The sequence below is a fragment of the Nonomuraea sp. NPDC048826 genome (genome assembly GCF_043198225.1).
Classification (GTDB): Bacteria; Actinomycetota; Actinomycetes; order Streptosporangiales; family Streptosporangiaceae; genus Nonomuraea.
In genome coordinates this window covers 57,017-71,711 of the sequence record NZ_JBICUQ010000007.1, presented here as the reverse complement: position 1 = coordinate 71,711, position 14,695 = coordinate 57,017, and the positions used below count along the sequence as shown (strand labels likewise).

Sequence of the window (14,695 nt, the reverse complement as noted above, 5' to 3'; positions counted from 1 at the left end):
ACCGGCGGGCACGGGACCATCGGGTGTGCTCACATCGTTCTGGTATGCCAATCCCGCCGCCCGCCGCTGGAGCTGCGCGCCCCCGTCGGACCGGGCCCGGGAGTTCCACGCCACGCTGCCCGGCTACTCCCCCACTCCCCTGACCGAGCTGCCCGCCCTGGCCCACGAGCTGGGGGCGGGACGGGTGCTGGTCAAGGACGAGTCGTCCCGGCTGGGGCTGCCGGCGTTCAAGGCACTGGGGGCGTCCTGGGCGATCCACCGCGTCCTGGAGCAGCGGGAGGGCCCGCTGACGCTGGTCACCGCCACCGACGGGAACCACGGGCGAGCGGTCGCCCGGATGGCGCGGCTGCTCGGGCAGCGGGCGCGGGTGTTCACCCCCGGCGGCGTGCACCCGGAGGCGGTGGCCGCCATCGCCGCGGAAGGCGCCGAGGTGACCGAGGTGGGCGGCAGCTACGACGAGGCGGTCGAGCGGGCCGCGACGGCGGCCGCGGAGCCGGGCGCGGTGCTAGTGCAGGACACGGCCTGGCCGGGCTACGAGGAGACGCCCGGCTGGATCGTGGAGGGGTACGGCACCCTCTTCGCGGAGCTGGACGAGCAACTCGGCGAGGCTCCCGGGCTGGTGGTGGTGCCTGCCGGGGTGGGTTCGCTGGCCCAGGCGGCGGTCACCCACTACCGGGCGCGGGGCGGCACGGCCGTCATGACCGTGGAGCCGGAGACCGCCGCGTGCGTGCTCACCAGCCTGCTGCAGGGCCGGCCGGTGCGCATCGACACCGGCGACACCATCATGGCGGGCCTCAACTGCGGCACCCCGTCGAGCCTGGCCTGGCCGTACCTGCGTGACGGCCTCGACGCGGCCGTCGCCGTGACGGACGCCGACAGCGCACGCGCGGCCAGGGAACTCCTGGCCCTGGGGGTCGACGCGGGCCCGTGCGGCGCGGCCTCCCTCGCCGGGGCCAGGGCCGCGCTGACCTCGGACGCCCGCCGCCCGTCGCTCGGCGTGCCGGCCGGCTCCGCCGTGGTGCTGATCAACACCGAGGGCACCACCGCCAACCCGGCGCTCTCCCCGGGCGGGTAACGCCGGTCACCGCGGCGGGGAAAGACCGCCGCCCGGCCTGAGCGCCTTTCAGCGGGCTCTCAGGCAGGGGCGGTAACAAGTAGGGCTATGAGCGCGAAGGTGCTGGTCGTCGACGACGAGCCGAACATCCGCGAGCTGCTGTCCGAGGCGCTGATGCTCAACGGGTTCACCGTGAGCACGGCGTCCAGCGGATGGCGGGCGCTGGAGGCGGTGACCCGGGAGAGGCCCGACATCGTGGTGCTCGACGTGATGCTGCCCGACCTCGACGGGTTCGCGGTCGCCCGGCGGCTGCGGGAGCGCGGCGACAGCCCGATGGTGCTGTTCCTGACCGCCAAGGACGCGGTGTCCGACCGGATCGCCGGGCTCACCGCGGGCGGCGACGACTACGTGACCAAGCCGTTCAGCCTGGAAGAGGTGGTGCTGCGGGTGCGGGCGATCCTGCGCCGCATCCGCCCGGCGGAGGACCGCGCCGACGACGGCGTGCTGCGCTACGCGGACCTGGAGCTGGACGAGGAGGCTCACCAGGTGCGGCGCGCGGGCCGGCCGATCCACCTGTCGCCGACGGAGTTCAGCCTGCTCCGCTACCTGATGATCAACGCCGAGCGGGTGGTGTCGAAGGCGCAGATCCTCGACAGCGTGTGGGACTACGACTTCGACGGCGACAGCCGGGTCGTCGAGTCCTACATCAGCTACCTGCGCCGCAAGATCGACGTGCTCGGCCCGCCGCTGATCCACACCCTGCGCGGTGTCGGCTACCGGCTGCGGGGGCCGTCGTGAACCGGTCGTGGCCGCTGCGGCACCGGCTGCTCGCCGCGCTGCTCGGGCTGTCGGCGGCCGCGTTGGCGATCTTCGCGGTGGCCGGGGTGGCGCTGCTGGACCGTTCGCTGCTGGCGCGGGTGGACGGCCAGCTCGCCGACTTCGCCGACCGGGTGACCGTCCGGCCGCCGCCGGCCGAACTGATGCCGGGCGACCCCGGGGTGCAGGTGCCCCGGCGGTTCGAGGTGGACGTCTACAGCCCGTCGGGCATGCTGCTCGACGACCTGCCCAGCGGCGCCGGGGCCGGGCCCGACGTGCCCGCCGAGCTCGTCGCCAGGCCGCCGCGCACCCCCTTCACCGTCGCCGGCACGGACGGCACGGGCGAGTGGCGGGTGCTGATCACCCTGCTGCCCGACGGCAACCGGGCGGCGGTGTCGATGTCGCTGGACTCCAACCGCTCGACCGTGCGGGAGCTGCTGGTCATCCAGCTCGCGGTGGGCGCGCTGGTGCTGGCCCTGCTCGCCGCCGTCGCCCTGTGGGTGGTGCGGCTCGGGCTGCGCCCGCTCACCCGGATGGAGCGTACGGCCGAGGCCATCGCGGCGGGCGACATCGACCGCAGGGTCGGCGACAGCGACCCGCGCACCGAGACCGGCAGGCTCGGCACCGCGCTCAACGTCATGCTCGAACGCCTGGCCCGCGCGCTGCGCGAGCGCGAGCGCTCCGAGCGGCGGCTGCGCCACTTCGTCGCCGACGCCTCGCACGAGCTGCGCACGCCGCTCACCTCCATCCGCGGCTTCGCCGAGCTGTACCAGCACGGCGAGGCGACCAGGGACCCGGCGGCGGAGCGGCTGCTGCGCCGCATCGAGAGCGAGGCCGAGCGGATGGGCGTGCTGGTGGAGGACCTGCTGCTGCTCGCCCGCCTGGACCAGGAGCCCGCGCTGGAGCTGAGCACGGTCGACCTGCACGTGCTGGCCGGTGACGTGGTGCACGCCGCGCACGCCCGCGACCGCGACCGGCCGGTCCGCCTGACACTGTCCGACCGGCCGGTGCGGGTGCGGGGTGACGAGCACCGGCTGCATCAGGTCATCGCCAACCTGGTCGGCAACGCGATCGTGCACACCGCGCCGGAGACCGCGGTGCGGGTGACGGTCGGGCACGAGCGGGTCGGCCCGCCCGAGGGCGTGCACGCCGGAGCCGGACCGGCGCCCGGGAGCGAGGCCGCGCTGGTGGAGGTGAGCGACGAGGGCTCCGGCATCGACGCCGAGCACCTGCCGTACGTGTTCGACCGGTTCTACCGCGCGGACCCGAACCGCTCCCGCGACCACGGCGGCACCGGACTCGGCCTGGCCATCGCCGCGGCGCTGGTCGAGGCGCACGGCGGCCGGATCGAGGTGACCAGCTCCCGGCGGGGCACCCGCTTCCGCGTCCTGCTGCCGTCGCGCTGACGTTCACCTGCGGTTCACACATTTTTCCCAGGTTCGTCGGGTCCCATATCGGCATGCTTCACAGGTTTCGCAAACCGACTCCGCCCGAGCTGACGGACGGGGACGCCGGTCACCGGCTGCGCGCGCCGAGCAAGCTGCACGCCTTCAACCGGTACGAGATCAAGTATCTGGTCGACGCCGGGGCGGTGGACGAGCTGCGCGAGGAGCTGGAGCACCGGCTCGTCCTCGACCGGCACTGCCCCGACGAGGGCTACGCCATCTGGAGCGTCTACTACGACACCCGGGGGCTCCGGTTCTACTGGGAGAAGATCGAGGGCCTGAGGTTCCGCCGCAAGCTGCGCATCCGCCACTACGGCGACCGGTTCTCCGCCGCGGACGACACCCCCGTGTACGTGGAGATCAAGCAGCGGGTCAACCGGGTCACGCAGAAGCGGCGCGTCCAGGTGCCGTACCTGGACGCGCTGCGGCTGTGCGACGGCCGCGAGATGATCACCCATGAGCCGTCCCAGCGCGCCTTCCTGGAGGAGGTGCTGGACCTGACGTGCCGCCTCGACCTGCGGGCCACCGCGATGACCGGCTACACCCGCCACGCCTACCTGGGCCAGGACGCCGACGCGGGCCTGCGGGTGACGTTCGACCGGCGGGTGCGGGGCCGCGACCGCGACTTCGGCTTCGCCGCCGACGCGGAGAACCGCTTCATCGTCCCGCCGCACAAGGCGATCATGGAAGTCAAGGCGAACGAGCGCGTCCCGTACTGGCTGACCGATCTGACCGCCAAGCGGAACCTGCAGGTGGTGCGCGTCTCCAAGTACTGCCAGAGCATCGAGGCGCACGGGCTGGCGCCGCGTTCCATCTTCCACGTTCCCGACCAGGATCCCGGCCGCGACCGACCGGCCGCTCTCTCGGAGGCATGACCCCCATGGACTTCTCGTTCCAGGACCTTTCCGGCACGTTCAGCGTGGCTGACATCGCCCTCGCGATGGTGCTGTCGTTCGTGCTCAGCGCCATGATCGGCTGGGTGTACCGGGCGACGCACCGCAACGTCTCCTACAGCCAGTCGTACGTGCAGACGCTGGTCATCCTCGGCATGCTCATCTCGCTGATCATGCTGGTCGTCGGATCGAACATCGCCCGCGCGTTCGCCCTGGTCGGAGCGCTGTCGGTGGTCCGGTTCCGCAACGCCATCAAGGAGACCCGCGACGTCGGGTTCATCTTCCTGGTGATGGGCGTCGGCATGGCCGTCGGCACCCGGTTCTACCTGCTGGCGATCGTCGCCGCGGTGACCATCTCGCTGATCATCTTCGTGATGCACCGGTTCAACTGGTTCCAGCTGAACGTGCGCCGCCAGGTGGTCAAGGTGCAGGTGCCGTCCGACGAGGACTACACCCACGTCATCCAGGACGTGCTGATCCGCCACACCGACGAGTTCGAGCTGGTCAGCATGGAGTCGATCAGGGCCGGGGCGCTCACCGAGCTGATGTACACGGTCAAGATCAAGAAGGGCGGCGAGCCGGCCGACCTGATGGCGGCGCTGCGCGAACGCAACCACGGCCAGTCGGTCACGGTCCTGACCGGCTACGACCAGACAGACCTGTGACCAGGCTCCGGCACCGGATCCCGGTCAGCGTCCGGCAGAACTGGAAGCTCCTCGTCGCGGGCGTGACCTTCCTCGGCGTGTGCTGGGGCGTGTTCGGCAGCGGCACGGTCCGCCCCTACGCGGTCTCGGTGTCCAACGCCTCGGGAGACCTCGTCACCCAGGACGTCACGGGCTCGAAGGACCTGTTCGACACCTCGGTCGCGCACCAGCTCACGCTCACCTTCCGCGACGAGGCGTACGAGGACATGCTGACCGAGTACGCCAAGGACGGCGAGAAGAAGTACGTCGAGGCGGACCTGACCATCGACGGCACCACGATCCCGAGCGTCGGCATCCGGCTCAAGGGCAACTCGACGCTGCAGGGGCTCACCTGGAAGGGCGAGAGGGTAAGGCAGCGGATGGGCGGCCGAGGCGGCGGTCCTGGCGGGCCGCCCGGCGGCGAGCGCCCCGGGGGATTTCAGCCACCGGAGGGTTTTCAGCCACCGGACGGTTTTCAGCCGCCCGAAGGTTTTCAGCCGCCCGAGGGTTTTCAGCCGCCGGACGGCAACGGGCCTCCCCGGAACGGCGACCAGCCGCCCGAGCGTCAGGGGCAGCGGCGGGGCGGCGGGATGGGCGGCTTCGGCGCCACGCTGAAGGCGGAGGAGCCGGAGAACCTGCCGTGGCTGGTCAGCTTCGACGAGTTCGTCGACGGCCGCCGCTATCAGGGCCACGCGCAGGTCGCCGTCCGTCCCGTCACCGGCCAGGCCTCGACCATGCTCAACGAGGCGCTCGCCATCTCCACCGTCGGCGCCGCGGGCGAACCCACCCAGAGCTACACCTACAGCGCCTTCACCGTGAACGGCCGCGCCTCGGCCCCCCGCCTGGTGGTCGAGTATCTGGACGAGGGCTACGCCGAGGAACTGGGCGACGGCGTGCTGTACAAGTCGCTGGCCACCGGCTCCTTCACCTACAAGGGCGAGGACCAGACCCAGTACGGCACCGACTTCAAGCAGGTGAACAAGGTCGGCGGCACGGACCTGCAACCCGTGATCAACCTGGTCAAATGGGTGAACGAAGCCTCCGACGAGGAGTTCGCCGCCGGTCTGGCCGAACGCCTGGACGTGGAGTCGTTCGCCCGTTACGCCGTGCTGCAGAACCTCATGCTCAACTTCGACGACATGAGCGGCCCCGGCAGGAACTACTACCTCTGGTACGACCTGGACACCCGCAAGTTCCGGGTCATCACCTGGGACCTCAACCTCGCCTACAACGGCGACGCCTCCGCCGGACCGAACGACGGCGTGGGCGGGTTCGGCGGCCGGATGATGGGCGGCCACAAGCTGAAGGAACGCTTCCTGGAGACACCCGCCTTCAAGAAGCTGTACGAGGAGCAGTACGCCGCCCTCTACCGCGAGCTCCTGGCCGGCGGCACCCTGACGAACGTGCTCGACGACATCGTCGAGTCCTACAAGCTCAACGGCGGCGGCGGCCAGATCGACTCCGACGCCGAGCGGCTCCGCACCCTCCTGACCGAGCGCGCCAAGGCCTTGAGCACCGACGAGGTGATCACCCGGCACACCTCGTGATCAAGCACACCGAAAGGATCTCGCAACCGGCGCTCGGCACCCTCCCCGTAGATCACGGAGAAGGGAGACCGTATGCGTCACCTGAGGAAGACCACCGCGGTGCTCGCGGCGGCCGGCGCCATCGCGGCGACGTCCGCCGTGAACACCCCGGCCGCCCAGGCCACGGTGAACACCCTTTCGTGCGTGTCACCCCCGTCCAGCGGCCCGAACCTGGACGGGGGCTGGGGGGTCATGAAGGGGACGTACAACCTCAAGCAGGGTGCGTCGATCAAGACGTGCAACGTGAAGCGGATGCGCCGGGGCCAGGTGCTCTACTTCAACTGCTGGAAGAGGAACTCCCACGGCAACCTCTGGGTCTTCGGGCGGATCAAGGGGACCAGGACGTACGGGTGGATGTCCGCCGCCAACTTCAGCTCCGTCCACCGCACCGGCTACCCGGCCTGCGACAGCGAGCGCGCTTAGCGCTCAGGGCTCCCGGCCCGTACTTCAGGACCACGGCCGGATGCGCTCCCCAGAGGGACGCGGGCCAGGGGCGGGGCTTCCTAGGTTCGCCCCATGGCCTCCCTTCTCGCCCTCGCCCACCGGATCGACACCGCCACCCCGCCCAGCCGTGACCGCGCGATCGACGGGCTGCGGGCCCTGGCGATCGCCGGCGTCGTGCTGGGCCACTGGCTGGTGACCGCGCTGGTGGCCACCGGCGACACGTTGCGCGCCGGCAGCCCGCTGAAGGCCATGCCGGAGCTGGCGCCGATGTCCTGGGTGTGCCAGACGCTGGCCGTGTTCTTCCTGGTGGGCGGGCTGGTGAACGGCCGCGGGACCGGCCCGTACGGCGGGTGGGTGAGAGCGCGGCTGGCGCGGCTGTCCCGGCCGGTCGGGGCGCTCGCGGCGGTGTGGGCGCCGGCCGTCGGCTGGATGTTCCTCTCCGGGGCGGAACTGGAGACGGTGCGCACGCTGGGCAAGCTGGTGGTGTCGCCGCTCTGGTTCCTGCTGGTGTTCGCGCTGCTGACCGCCGCGACCCCGCTGGTGTCCCGGCTGCACCCGCTGTGGCCGCTCGCCGCCGTCGCCTGCGTCGACCTCGTCCGGTACGGGGCGGGCGGGCCTTCCTGGCTGGGCTGGGTGAACGTGGTGGCGGGCTGGCTGGTGCCGTACTGCCTGGGCCTGACCTGGGCCAGGCACGGCCTGCCGGGCAGGCCCGCCGGATGGGCCCTGCTGGCCGGTGGCGGGGCGGCGGCGATCGGGCTGGTGGGCTGGGGCGGCTACCCGGCCGCGATGGTCGGCGTGCCGGGCGCTCCGGTGTCCAACCTCGACCCGCCCACCCTGGCCGCCGTCGCCTTCGGGATCGCCCAGTGCGGCGCGGCGGCGCTGCTGGCCGGGCCGCTGCGGCGGCTCCTGGCCAGGCCCGCCGCGTGGGCGGCGGTGGCCGCGGTCAACCTGGCGGCGATGACCGTCTTCCTCTGGCACCAGACCGCGATGCTCGCCGTCACCGTCGCCGGCCTGCACGTCGGCGGAGACTGGCCAGGTCTGCACACCGCCCCGGACGGGCCGGGCTGGATCGTGGCGCGGCTGGCCTGGCTGCCGGTGTTCGCGGCCGTGCTGGCCCTGTGCTGCGTGCTCTTCCGCACGTACGAGCGATCATCCGGCCCGGTCGTGAGCCTTAGGGTGGAGTCGTGATCGGGACCCTGCGGTCGGACCTGTGGACGGTGGCGGCCGACCCGCTCCCCCGCATGCGCGGCCCCCGCGTGCTGTCGCGGCTGCCGCACGTCCTGGTGGGGCTGTACGCGTTCGTCATGATCCGGGTCGCGAACGGCTTCGACGACCCGACCTACACGCTGCTCGCCCTCGGGCAGGCGGCGGCGCTGGTGCTGGCCATGGTCAGCCCGATCGCCGCGTGGTGGGGGTCGCTGGCCCTGATGGCGGCCGGCTCGCAGACCGGCCTGGCCGCGCCTGAGCACGTGGTCAGCACCGATCTCCTCACCCCGTTCTCCTGGTCGGAGCCGGCGATCGGGCTGCAGGCGATGCTGTTCCTGCTGGTGGCGCTGCGGGTCAGATCGCGGGTGCTGGCCGAGATCACGGTGATCACCGTGCTGGTGGCGCTGGCCTGCCTGGCCGGCGCCCCATGGGGCCAGCTGTCGGGTGCGGCCGGGACGTGGCTGATCGTGCTCGTGGGCGCGGCGGTGCTCGGGTCCGCGCTGCGCGGCCTGCGGGTGACCCGTACGCAACTCGTCGTGCAGGAGGAGGTCACCGCCGAGGAGCGGGAGCGGCGCTCGGTGCTGGAGGCCCGCAACCGGATCGCCCGCGAGCTGCACGACGTGGTCGCCCACCACATGTCGGTGATCTCCATCCAGGCGCAGGTGGCCCCGCACCTGGTGGACAACCCGTCGCAGGAGCTGAAGGACACCCTGGCCGGCATCCGGGAGAACGCGGTGGAGGCCCTGGCCGAGCTGCGGCGCGTCCTCGGCGTGCTGCGGTCGGCCGACGGGCCGGCCGACGACGCCCCGCAGCCGACGCTGGACCAGGTGGACGAGCTGATCGCCAAGGTCCGGGCTGCCGGGCTGGCAGTCACCGCCACCACCACCGGCGATCGCCGGCCGCTGTCGCCCGGCATCGAGCTGTCGGCCTTCCGCATCCTGCAGGAGGCGCTGAGCAACGCCATCCGGCACGCCCCCGGCGCCTCCGTCCAGGTCGAGATCGCGTACCTGCCCGGGGCTCTCACGCTCACGGTGCGCAACACCGCCCCGCGCGGCGCCCCCGCGCCCTCACGCGGGGCTGGGCTCGGCCTGCTGGGCATGCGCGAACGCGCCGCCATGCTGGGCGGCGAGCTGGCCGCGGGCCCCGCCCCCGGCGGCGGCTACGAGGTGACCGCCACGCTCCCCGCCGAGGACACCGCATGATCCGCGTGCTCATCGCCGACGACCAGACGATGGTCCGCCAGGGCTTCACCGTGCTGCTCAACGCCGAGCCCGGCATCGAGGTCGTCGGGCAGGCGGTGAACGGCCTCGACGCCGTCGCCAAGGTCGCCGAGCTGTCCCCCGACGTGGTGCTGATGGACATCCGCATGCCCGAGCTGAGCGGCATCGAGGCGACCCGCCGGGTCAGCGGAGCCGTCAAGGTGCTGGTGCTGACGACGTTCGACCTCGACGAGTACGTCTACGAGGCGCTGCGGGCGGGCGCCTCCGGCTTCCTGCTCAAGGACGCCTCGGCGGCCGAACTGGCGCACGCGGTCCGGGTGGTGGCCGCCGGTGACGCGCTGCTGTCGCCGGGCGTGACCAGGCGGCTCATCAGCGAGTTCGCCCGGATGGCCGGCGCCAGGCAGCGGGTGGACCGCGTCGCCGGGCTGACCGGGCGCGAGACCGAGGTGCTGGCCCAGATCGCGCAGGGCCTGTCCAACGCGGAGATCGCCGAGCGGCTGGTGCTCGCCGAGCAGACGGTGAAGAGCCACGTGAGCCGGATCCTGGTCAAGCTCGGCCTGCGCGACCGCACCCAGGCGGCCGTGTTCGCCTACGAGACGGGCCTGGTCCGGCCTCCGGGCTACTGACTCCGCCGGTCGCCGCCGCCGTCCGCGCGGCTCCTGGCTCCGCTGCGGCGGGTGGCCGATTAGCTGAGCAGACCGCGTCGATAGCCCTCGCCGACGGCGGCGGCGCGGTCTCGGACGCCGAGTTTGTCGAAGATGTGCAGGAGGTGGGTCTTGATGCTGGCCTCGCTGATGAAGAGTTTGGCGGCCGCCTGGCGGTTGGAGGCGCCGTCCGCGACGAGGGCGAGGACCTGGAGTTCGCGGTCGGTGAGCGCGGCCTTGACCGGCCGGCGTACCTGGCCCATGAGGCGGCCGGCCACCGAGGGGGAAAGGACCGGCTCGCCCGCGGCGGCGGCGCGGACGGCGCGCAGGAGTTCGTCCGTGGGGGCGTCCTTGAGGAGGTAGCCCGTGGCGCCGGCTTCGATGGCGGGCAGGACGTCGGAGTCGCCGTCGAAGGTGGTCAGGACGAGGACCTTGATGTGAGGGTGGGACCGGCGCAGTGCGGTGATGGCGGTGACGCCGTCCATTTCGGGCATGCGCAGGTCCATGAGGACGATGTCGACCTCGAGTGCGGCGGCTCGCTCGATGCCTTCGCGGCCGTTGGCGGCTTCGCCGGCGACCTCGATGTCGGGTTCGGTGTCGAAGGCGGCGCGCAGGCCGTCGCGGACGATGGGATGGTCGTCGACGAGGAGGAGGCGGATCACCGGGGGCTTCCTTGGAGCGCGGGGACGGTGGCGCTGACGGCGGTGCCCTCGCCGGGGGTGCTCTCGATCTCGAGGGAGCCGCCGACGCCGCGGAGGCGTTGTCTCATGCTGCTGAGGCCGAATCCTTTGCCGTTGGCGTCGTGGATGCCGGTGCCGTTGTCCCGGATGTCGAGCAGGACGACGGCGCCGGTGTAGGAGAGGGTGAGGCCGGCGCGCGTGGCGCCCGCGTGTTTGGCGACGTTCGCCAGGGCTTCCTGGGCGACGCGGAAGAGGGCGACCTCGATGGCGGGGCTGAGGGGGACGCGGTCGCCGGTCACTTCGACGTGGAGGTCGACGCCGGTGCTCTGGCTCCAGTTGCGGGCCAGGGTGCTCATGGCTTCGGGGAGGTGGGCGTCCTCGAGCTGGTGGGGCTGGAGTGCGGCGACGGAGCGACGGGCCTCGGTGAGGCTGTCCTGGGCGAGGGTGAGCGCGAGCTCGACGTGGGTGTCGGAGTCCTCGACGCGCTGGGCGGCACGGAGCTGGGTGATGATGCCGGTGAGGCCTTGGGCGAGGGTGTCGTGGATCTCGCGTGCCATGCGCTGGCGTTCGTCGAGGATGCCGGCCTGGTGGGCCTGGGTGAGGAGCTGGGCGTGGAGGTCGGCGTTCTCCTTCATGGCGGTCTGGAGGTCGTGGACCGCTTGGCGGTACTTGCGCTGCCGGTCCTCGATCTTGATGCCCGCGATGGAGCCGCCGCCGATGGCGACGGTCTGCACGGCGATGATCGCCAGGTAGAAGGCGACGAGCTGGGGGGTGGCCTGGGACCAGTCGATCGTCGAGCCGTACAGGACGAAGGAGGTGGCGGCGACGGCGGCGAAGGTCCATCTGGAGGGGGCGAAGTTGGCGGCGAGGAAGAAGCCGGAGATGCAGTAGATGAGGAAGATGGGGTCGTGGGAGGCGAGCAGCGCGGCGGTGGCCAGGACGCCGACGAAGTACACGGTGACGACGACCCGGCGTCCGCGCAGGGCCGCGGGCAGGAGGGTGTGGGCGCCGAGGTTCCAGGCGAGCGCCAGGGCGGTGAGCGCGAGAGTACGGGGCATCCCGCCTTCCGGCTGGTCGGGTGAGGCCAGGCTGATGACCAGGGAAGCGGCGAGGGTGATGTAGGGAACGACCTCGACCACGCGGTCGAAGCGCCGCTCCCAGGCCGAAGGCGGGAAGGGGTCGTTCATCCTGGTATGCCCTTCCTCCCGATGCGGACGGATTTACCTGGTCGCGGCACTTGAGGGCGAGTTTAGGCGCATGGGGATCAGGATGGCGTAGCCGTACATGAGCAGCCCCAGGGCGATCATGAAGATGACGGTGGGCCATTGCCAGATCGGCGGGAGATGAAGGGCGAGGAACCATCCGCGGTCCTCGACGCCGAGGATCTTCATGACCATGGGCACGAGTCCCTGGGGGAACAGCGGGAGCCAGGCGATGGTGTAGGCGATCGTGACGCCGATGCGGTGCTGGATGGGCAGGTCCGCGGTGGTGGGCTTGTCGGCCTGGGGCGCCGGGCCGTGCTTCATGAGGTTGAGCAGATCGATCCCGTGGTTCTCGAGTCTGCGGTAGGCGATCCTGCCGAATCCCCAGGCGGCGAGGGCGCCGGTCAGCACGCCGGTGGCGACGCCGGCCCAGGGGTCGAGGAGGACGGCGCCGGCCGCGGGAAGGGCGGTCGTGGGGACCGCGACGAGCATGAGCCAGGCGAGGCTGGTCTCGGCGGTTTCGTCGGCGCCGGTGTTGAGCGGGTTGCCGCCGCGCTTGTGGGGGTCGGTGCCGGGGACGAGCGAGGTGACGGCGATCAGGACGATGAGCCCGGCGCCGCCGCCGAGCAGGGCGGGGAGCAGGCCGAGCACCCACGGCCAGGCCCACGTCTGGCCGCTGACCAGGGTGCCGGCCAGGGAGAGGACGACGGCGGCCGGGCCGACGACGAGAAGCCAGGCCCGCTGGCGGCCGCGTACGTCGGCGCGTTCCGCGCCGGGGGCCATGAGGGTGAGCCAGAGCGCGGTCCCGTCGGCGCCGTAGAGGTTGGCCGAGGACGCGGCGGCCATCACGATCGCGATGAGTCCCGTGAAGGGGACCATGATCCAGATGTCGAGGGCGAGGAGCAGGAGGGGGGTGACGATGGCGTAGGAGAAGGCGGTGGCGAGAAGCTGGATGCGGACGAGGTCGCGCCACCAGGCGCGCAGTTCCTTGGCGGCGGCCAGGCGGGCGCCGCCGGTGGCGGGGAGGGGGCGGGGCGTGCCGCGGCGAGGGGGCACACCGCCGCGTGCCGCCGAGACGACGCGCCGCGACAGCAGGCCGGCCCAGGCCACCAGGAGGAGGGCGATCACGCCCGCGCCGGCCGCGAGGATGGCGAGGGCGAGAGGCCAGGGGGCCTCGACGGCGGCCACACCCCACCCGGAGGGCAGGACACGGACGAAGACGTGCGACCAGGCGGTGGTGTCGGAGCCGCCCAGAGCCACGACGGGCGCCCAGCCGTTGCTGCACAGCGCGATGGCGGTGCCGGTCACGATCCCGACGGCCGCCGCGGTGGCGCGGGATCTGACGAACAGGCCGATGAGCGCCACGATGACGCGGGAGAGCATCACCATGGTGATGAGCGTGATGACGGCTGCCACCAGGCCGATGAGCACTCCGGCCGGGCCGAAGCGCCAGCCGTACACGGGCAGGGAAAGCAGGGCGACGAGATTGACCGCGGGGGCGGGGCCCGCGAAGGCTCCGGCGAGCAGCGCCGCCGCGATCCGGCCCGGCGTGGCCGGGAGCATGGAGAAGTACTCAGGGCGCAAGGCCTCGTTGCCGCCCCCGATGAAGATGGGGCCGAAGATCCAGCCGGAGAGCCAGACGGCCAGGGTGATGGGCAGGTAGCCGGGCCACAGGACGGCCACGGCGATCGTCCCGAAGGCCAGGATCAGCCCGCCCGAGACGCCGGTGTAGAGGTTGGCGGCGTTGTCGCCGCGCAGGGAGTTGCGCATGATCGCCAGCCGCATGCGGACCATGTGCTGGGCGGCGACCGGGCCGGACGTCAGGACGTGAGCCATGCCAGCCCCTCCGTTCCACCGGTGCGGGCGCCGACGAGATCGACGAAGGCGTCCTCCAGGGTTCCGGCGCCGCGGACGTCGGCCAGCGGGCCGGCGGCCACGACACGGCCGTCGGAGATGACGCCCACGTGGTCGCAGAGCTGCTCGACGAGGGCCATGACATGGCTGGAGATGATCACGGAGCCGCCGTTGGCCGCGAACCTGCGCAGGATGGCCTTGATCGTGGCCGCGGAGACGGGGTCGACGGCCTCGAAGGGCTCGTCCAGGACGAGCAGGCGAGGCGCGTGCAGGAGGGCGACGGCCAGACCGATCTTCTTGCGCATGCCGGTGGAGTACTCGATGACCAGGGTCCGCTCCGCCGAGTCGAGTTCGAGGACCTGGAGGAGTTCGTCGGTGCGCTCGGCGACCACGGCGGGCGGCATGCCGCGCAGCAGGCCGAGGTAGGTGAGGACCTCGCGGCCGGTGAGCCGCTCCGGCATGGCGTTGCCGTCGGGCAGCACGCCGATCAGCCCTTTGGCCCGGACGGCGTCACTCCAGACGTCGACGCCGAAGATCTCGGCGCGGCCGGCGTCGGGGCGGAGCAGGCCGACGGCCATGGCCAGGGTGGTGGTCTTGCCGGCGCCGTTGGGACCGACCAGGCCGTAGAAGGAACCGGCGGGGACGGTGAGATGGATGTCGTCGACGGCCGTGTGGTCGCCGAAGGTCTTGCGGAGTCCGATGGTGCGGAGGGCGGGCTCCCGGTGTGTGGGCATGCCTTGAGAATCGCGTGGGGGCAGGGGGTGGCGGATCGTCCGGCCGGAGAGCGGGATGGTGGATTCCGGCATCAACCGATCGGTTGATGCCAGAAGCGCACGCTCGGTCTGTGGTCTGGTTCGCATCACGGCGGTGTTGAGCGGGTGGGATCGGGGCCGATGAGGAATGGCGTCGACAGTCGTCTGAGTAGACGTCCGTGAAAACGCGCTGCGCGCATCAAGGGAGAGCAACGG

At 72.0% G+C, this 14,695-nt stretch carries 14 protein-coding genes; 10 read left to right on the top strand and 4 right to left on the bottom strand.

Features of this window, described 5'->3' with window-relative positions; translation table 11 throughout:
- Positions 1-25: 25 nt before the first annotated feature.
- From ACGFI7_RS25175 to ACGFI7_RS25130, 10 genes are all read left to right on the top strand, one after another.
- Positions 26-1,075 carry a diaminopropionate ammonia-lyase gene (locus tag ACGFI7_RS25175; protein ID WP_393408807.1) on the top strand — a complete coding sequence of 350 codons (1,050 nt, stop codon included), beginning with the start codon at positions 26-28 and terminating at the stop codon, positions 1,073-1,075.
- An 87-nt stretch (positions 1,076-1,162) separates the two neighbouring features.
- Positions 1,163-1,852: a response regulator transcription factor gene (locus tag ACGFI7_RS25170; RefSeq protein WP_393408804.1), complete on the top strand. Its 690-nt coding sequence runs from the start codon at positions 1,163-1,165 to the stop codon at positions 1,850-1,852.
- Positions 1,849-3,276 (top strand): ATP-binding protein, encoded by a 1,428-nt coding sequence (locus tag ACGFI7_RS25165; RefSeq protein WP_393408801.1) that lies wholly within the window; start codon positions 1,849-1,851, stop codon positions 3,274-3,276. The genes ACGFI7_RS25170 and ACGFI7_RS25165 overlap by 4 nt, the downstream gene beginning before the upstream one ends.
- 53 nt (positions 3,277-3,329) lie before the next feature.
- Positions 3,330-4,190, top strand: a complete 861-nt coding sequence (locus ACGFI7_RS25160) for a polyphosphate polymerase domain-containing protein (protein WP_393408798.1) — start codon at positions 3,330-3,332, stop codon at positions 4,188-4,190.
- Positions 4,187-4,873, top strand: coding sequence for a DUF4956 domain-containing protein (locus ACGFI7_RS25155; RefSeq protein WP_393408795.1), 687 nt, complete (start codon positions 4,187-4,189; stop codon positions 4,871-4,873). Before ACGFI7_RS25160 ends, ACGFI7_RS25155 begins: the two co-directional genes overlap by 4 nt.
- Positions 4,870-6,438: a CotH kinase family protein gene (locus ACGFI7_RS25150; RefSeq protein WP_393408792.1), complete on the top strand. Its 1,569-nt coding sequence runs from the start codon at positions 4,870-4,872 to the stop codon at positions 6,436-6,438. The genes ACGFI7_RS25155 and ACGFI7_RS25150 overlap by 4 nt, the downstream gene beginning before the upstream one ends.
- Positions 6,439-6,510: 72 nt before the next feature.
- Positions 6,511-6,900, top strand: coding sequence for a hypothetical protein (locus ACGFI7_RS25145; RefSeq protein WP_393408789.1), 390 nt, complete (start codon positions 6,511-6,513; stop codon positions 6,898-6,900).
- A gap of 93 nt (positions 6,901-6,993) precedes the next feature.
- Positions 6,994-8,109, top strand: a complete 1,116-nt coding sequence (locus ACGFI7_RS25140; RefSeq protein WP_393408787.1) for an acyltransferase — start codon at positions 6,994-6,996, stop codon at positions 8,107-8,109.
- Positions 8,106-9,329: a sensor histidine kinase gene (locus ACGFI7_RS25135; RefSeq protein WP_393408785.1), complete on the top strand. Its 1,224-nt coding sequence runs from the start codon at positions 8,106-8,108 to the stop codon at positions 9,327-9,329. The genes ACGFI7_RS25140 and ACGFI7_RS25135 overlap by 4 nt, the downstream gene beginning before the upstream one ends.
- Entirely contained in the window at positions 9,326-9,973 is a 648-nt protein-coding gene (locus ACGFI7_RS25130; RefSeq protein ID WP_393408783.1) for a response regulator, read from the top strand. The genes ACGFI7_RS25135 and ACGFI7_RS25130 overlap by 4 nt, the downstream gene beginning before the upstream one ends.
- 59 nt (positions 9,974-10,032) lie before the next feature.
- On the opposite strand, the gene ACGFI7_RS25125 is transcribed toward ACGFI7_RS25130, so the two are convergent.
- The 4 genes from ACGFI7_RS25125 to ACGFI7_RS25110 are packed head-to-tail and all read right to left on the bottom strand — an operon-like array spanning position 10,033 to position 14,461.
- Complete coding sequence (locus ACGFI7_RS25125) at positions 10,033-10,653, bottom strand: response regulator (RefSeq protein ID WP_393408781.1); 621 nt, start codon at positions 10,651-10,653, stop codon at positions 10,033-10,035.
- Positions 10,650-11,858: a sensor histidine kinase gene (locus ACGFI7_RS25120; protein WP_393408779.1), complete on the bottom strand. Its 1,209-nt coding sequence runs from the start codon at positions 11,856-11,858 to the stop codon at positions 10,650-10,652. The genes ACGFI7_RS25125 and ACGFI7_RS25120 overlap by 4 nt, the downstream gene beginning before the upstream one ends.
- A gap of 33 nt (positions 11,859-11,891) precedes the next feature.
- Positions 11,892-13,709 carry a hypothetical protein gene (locus ACGFI7_RS25115; protein WP_393408777.1) on the bottom strand — a complete coding sequence of 606 codons (1,818 nt, stop codon included), beginning with the start codon at positions 13,707-13,709 and terminating at the stop codon, positions 11,892-11,894.
- Positions 13,694-14,461, bottom strand: coding sequence for an ABC transporter ATP-binding protein (locus ACGFI7_RS25110; RefSeq protein WP_393408775.1), 768 nt, complete (start codon positions 14,459-14,461; stop codon positions 13,694-13,696). The genes ACGFI7_RS25115 and ACGFI7_RS25110 overlap by 16 nt, the downstream gene beginning before the upstream one ends.
- Positions 14,462-14,695 lie beyond the last annotated feature (234 nt).

Bases quoted from the DNA above. Each gene is read 5' to 3' on its own strand.
- ACGFI7_RS25110 (WP_393408775.1), bottom strand. From the start codon at position 14,461: ATGCCCACACACCGGGAGCCCGCCCTCCGCACCATCGGACTCCGCAAG.
- ACGFI7_RS25140 (WP_393408787.1), top strand. From the start codon at position 6,994: ATGGCCTCCCTTCTCGCCCTCGCCCACCGGATCGACACCGCCACCCCG.
- ACGFI7_RS25115 (WP_393408777.1), bottom strand. From the start codon at position 13,709: ATGGCTCACGTCCTGACGTCCGGCCCGGTCGCCGCCCAGCACATGGTC.
- ACGFI7_RS25120 (WP_393408779.1), bottom strand. From the start codon at position 11,858: ATGAACGACCCCTTCCCGCCTTCGGCCTGGGAGCGGCGCTTCGACCGC.
- ACGFI7_RS25145 (WP_393408789.1), top strand. From the start codon at position 6,511: ATGCGTCACCTGAGGAAGACCACCGCGGTGCTCGCGGCGGCCGGCGCC.
- ACGFI7_RS25170 (WP_393408804.1), top strand. From the start codon at position 1,163: ATGAGCGCGAAGGTGCTGGTCGTCGACGACGAGCCGAACATCCGCGAG.
- ACGFI7_RS25160 (WP_393408798.1), top strand. From the start codon at position 3,330: ATGCTTCACAGGTTTCGCAAACCGACTCCGCCCGAGCTGACGGACGGG.
- ACGFI7_RS25155 (WP_393408795.1), top strand. From the start codon at position 4,187: ATGACCCCCATGGACTTCTCGTTCCAGGACCTTTCCGGCACGTTCAGC.
- ACGFI7_RS25130 (WP_393408783.1), top strand. From the start codon at position 9,326: ATGATCCGCGTGCTCATCGCCGACGACCAGACGATGGTCCGCCAGGGC.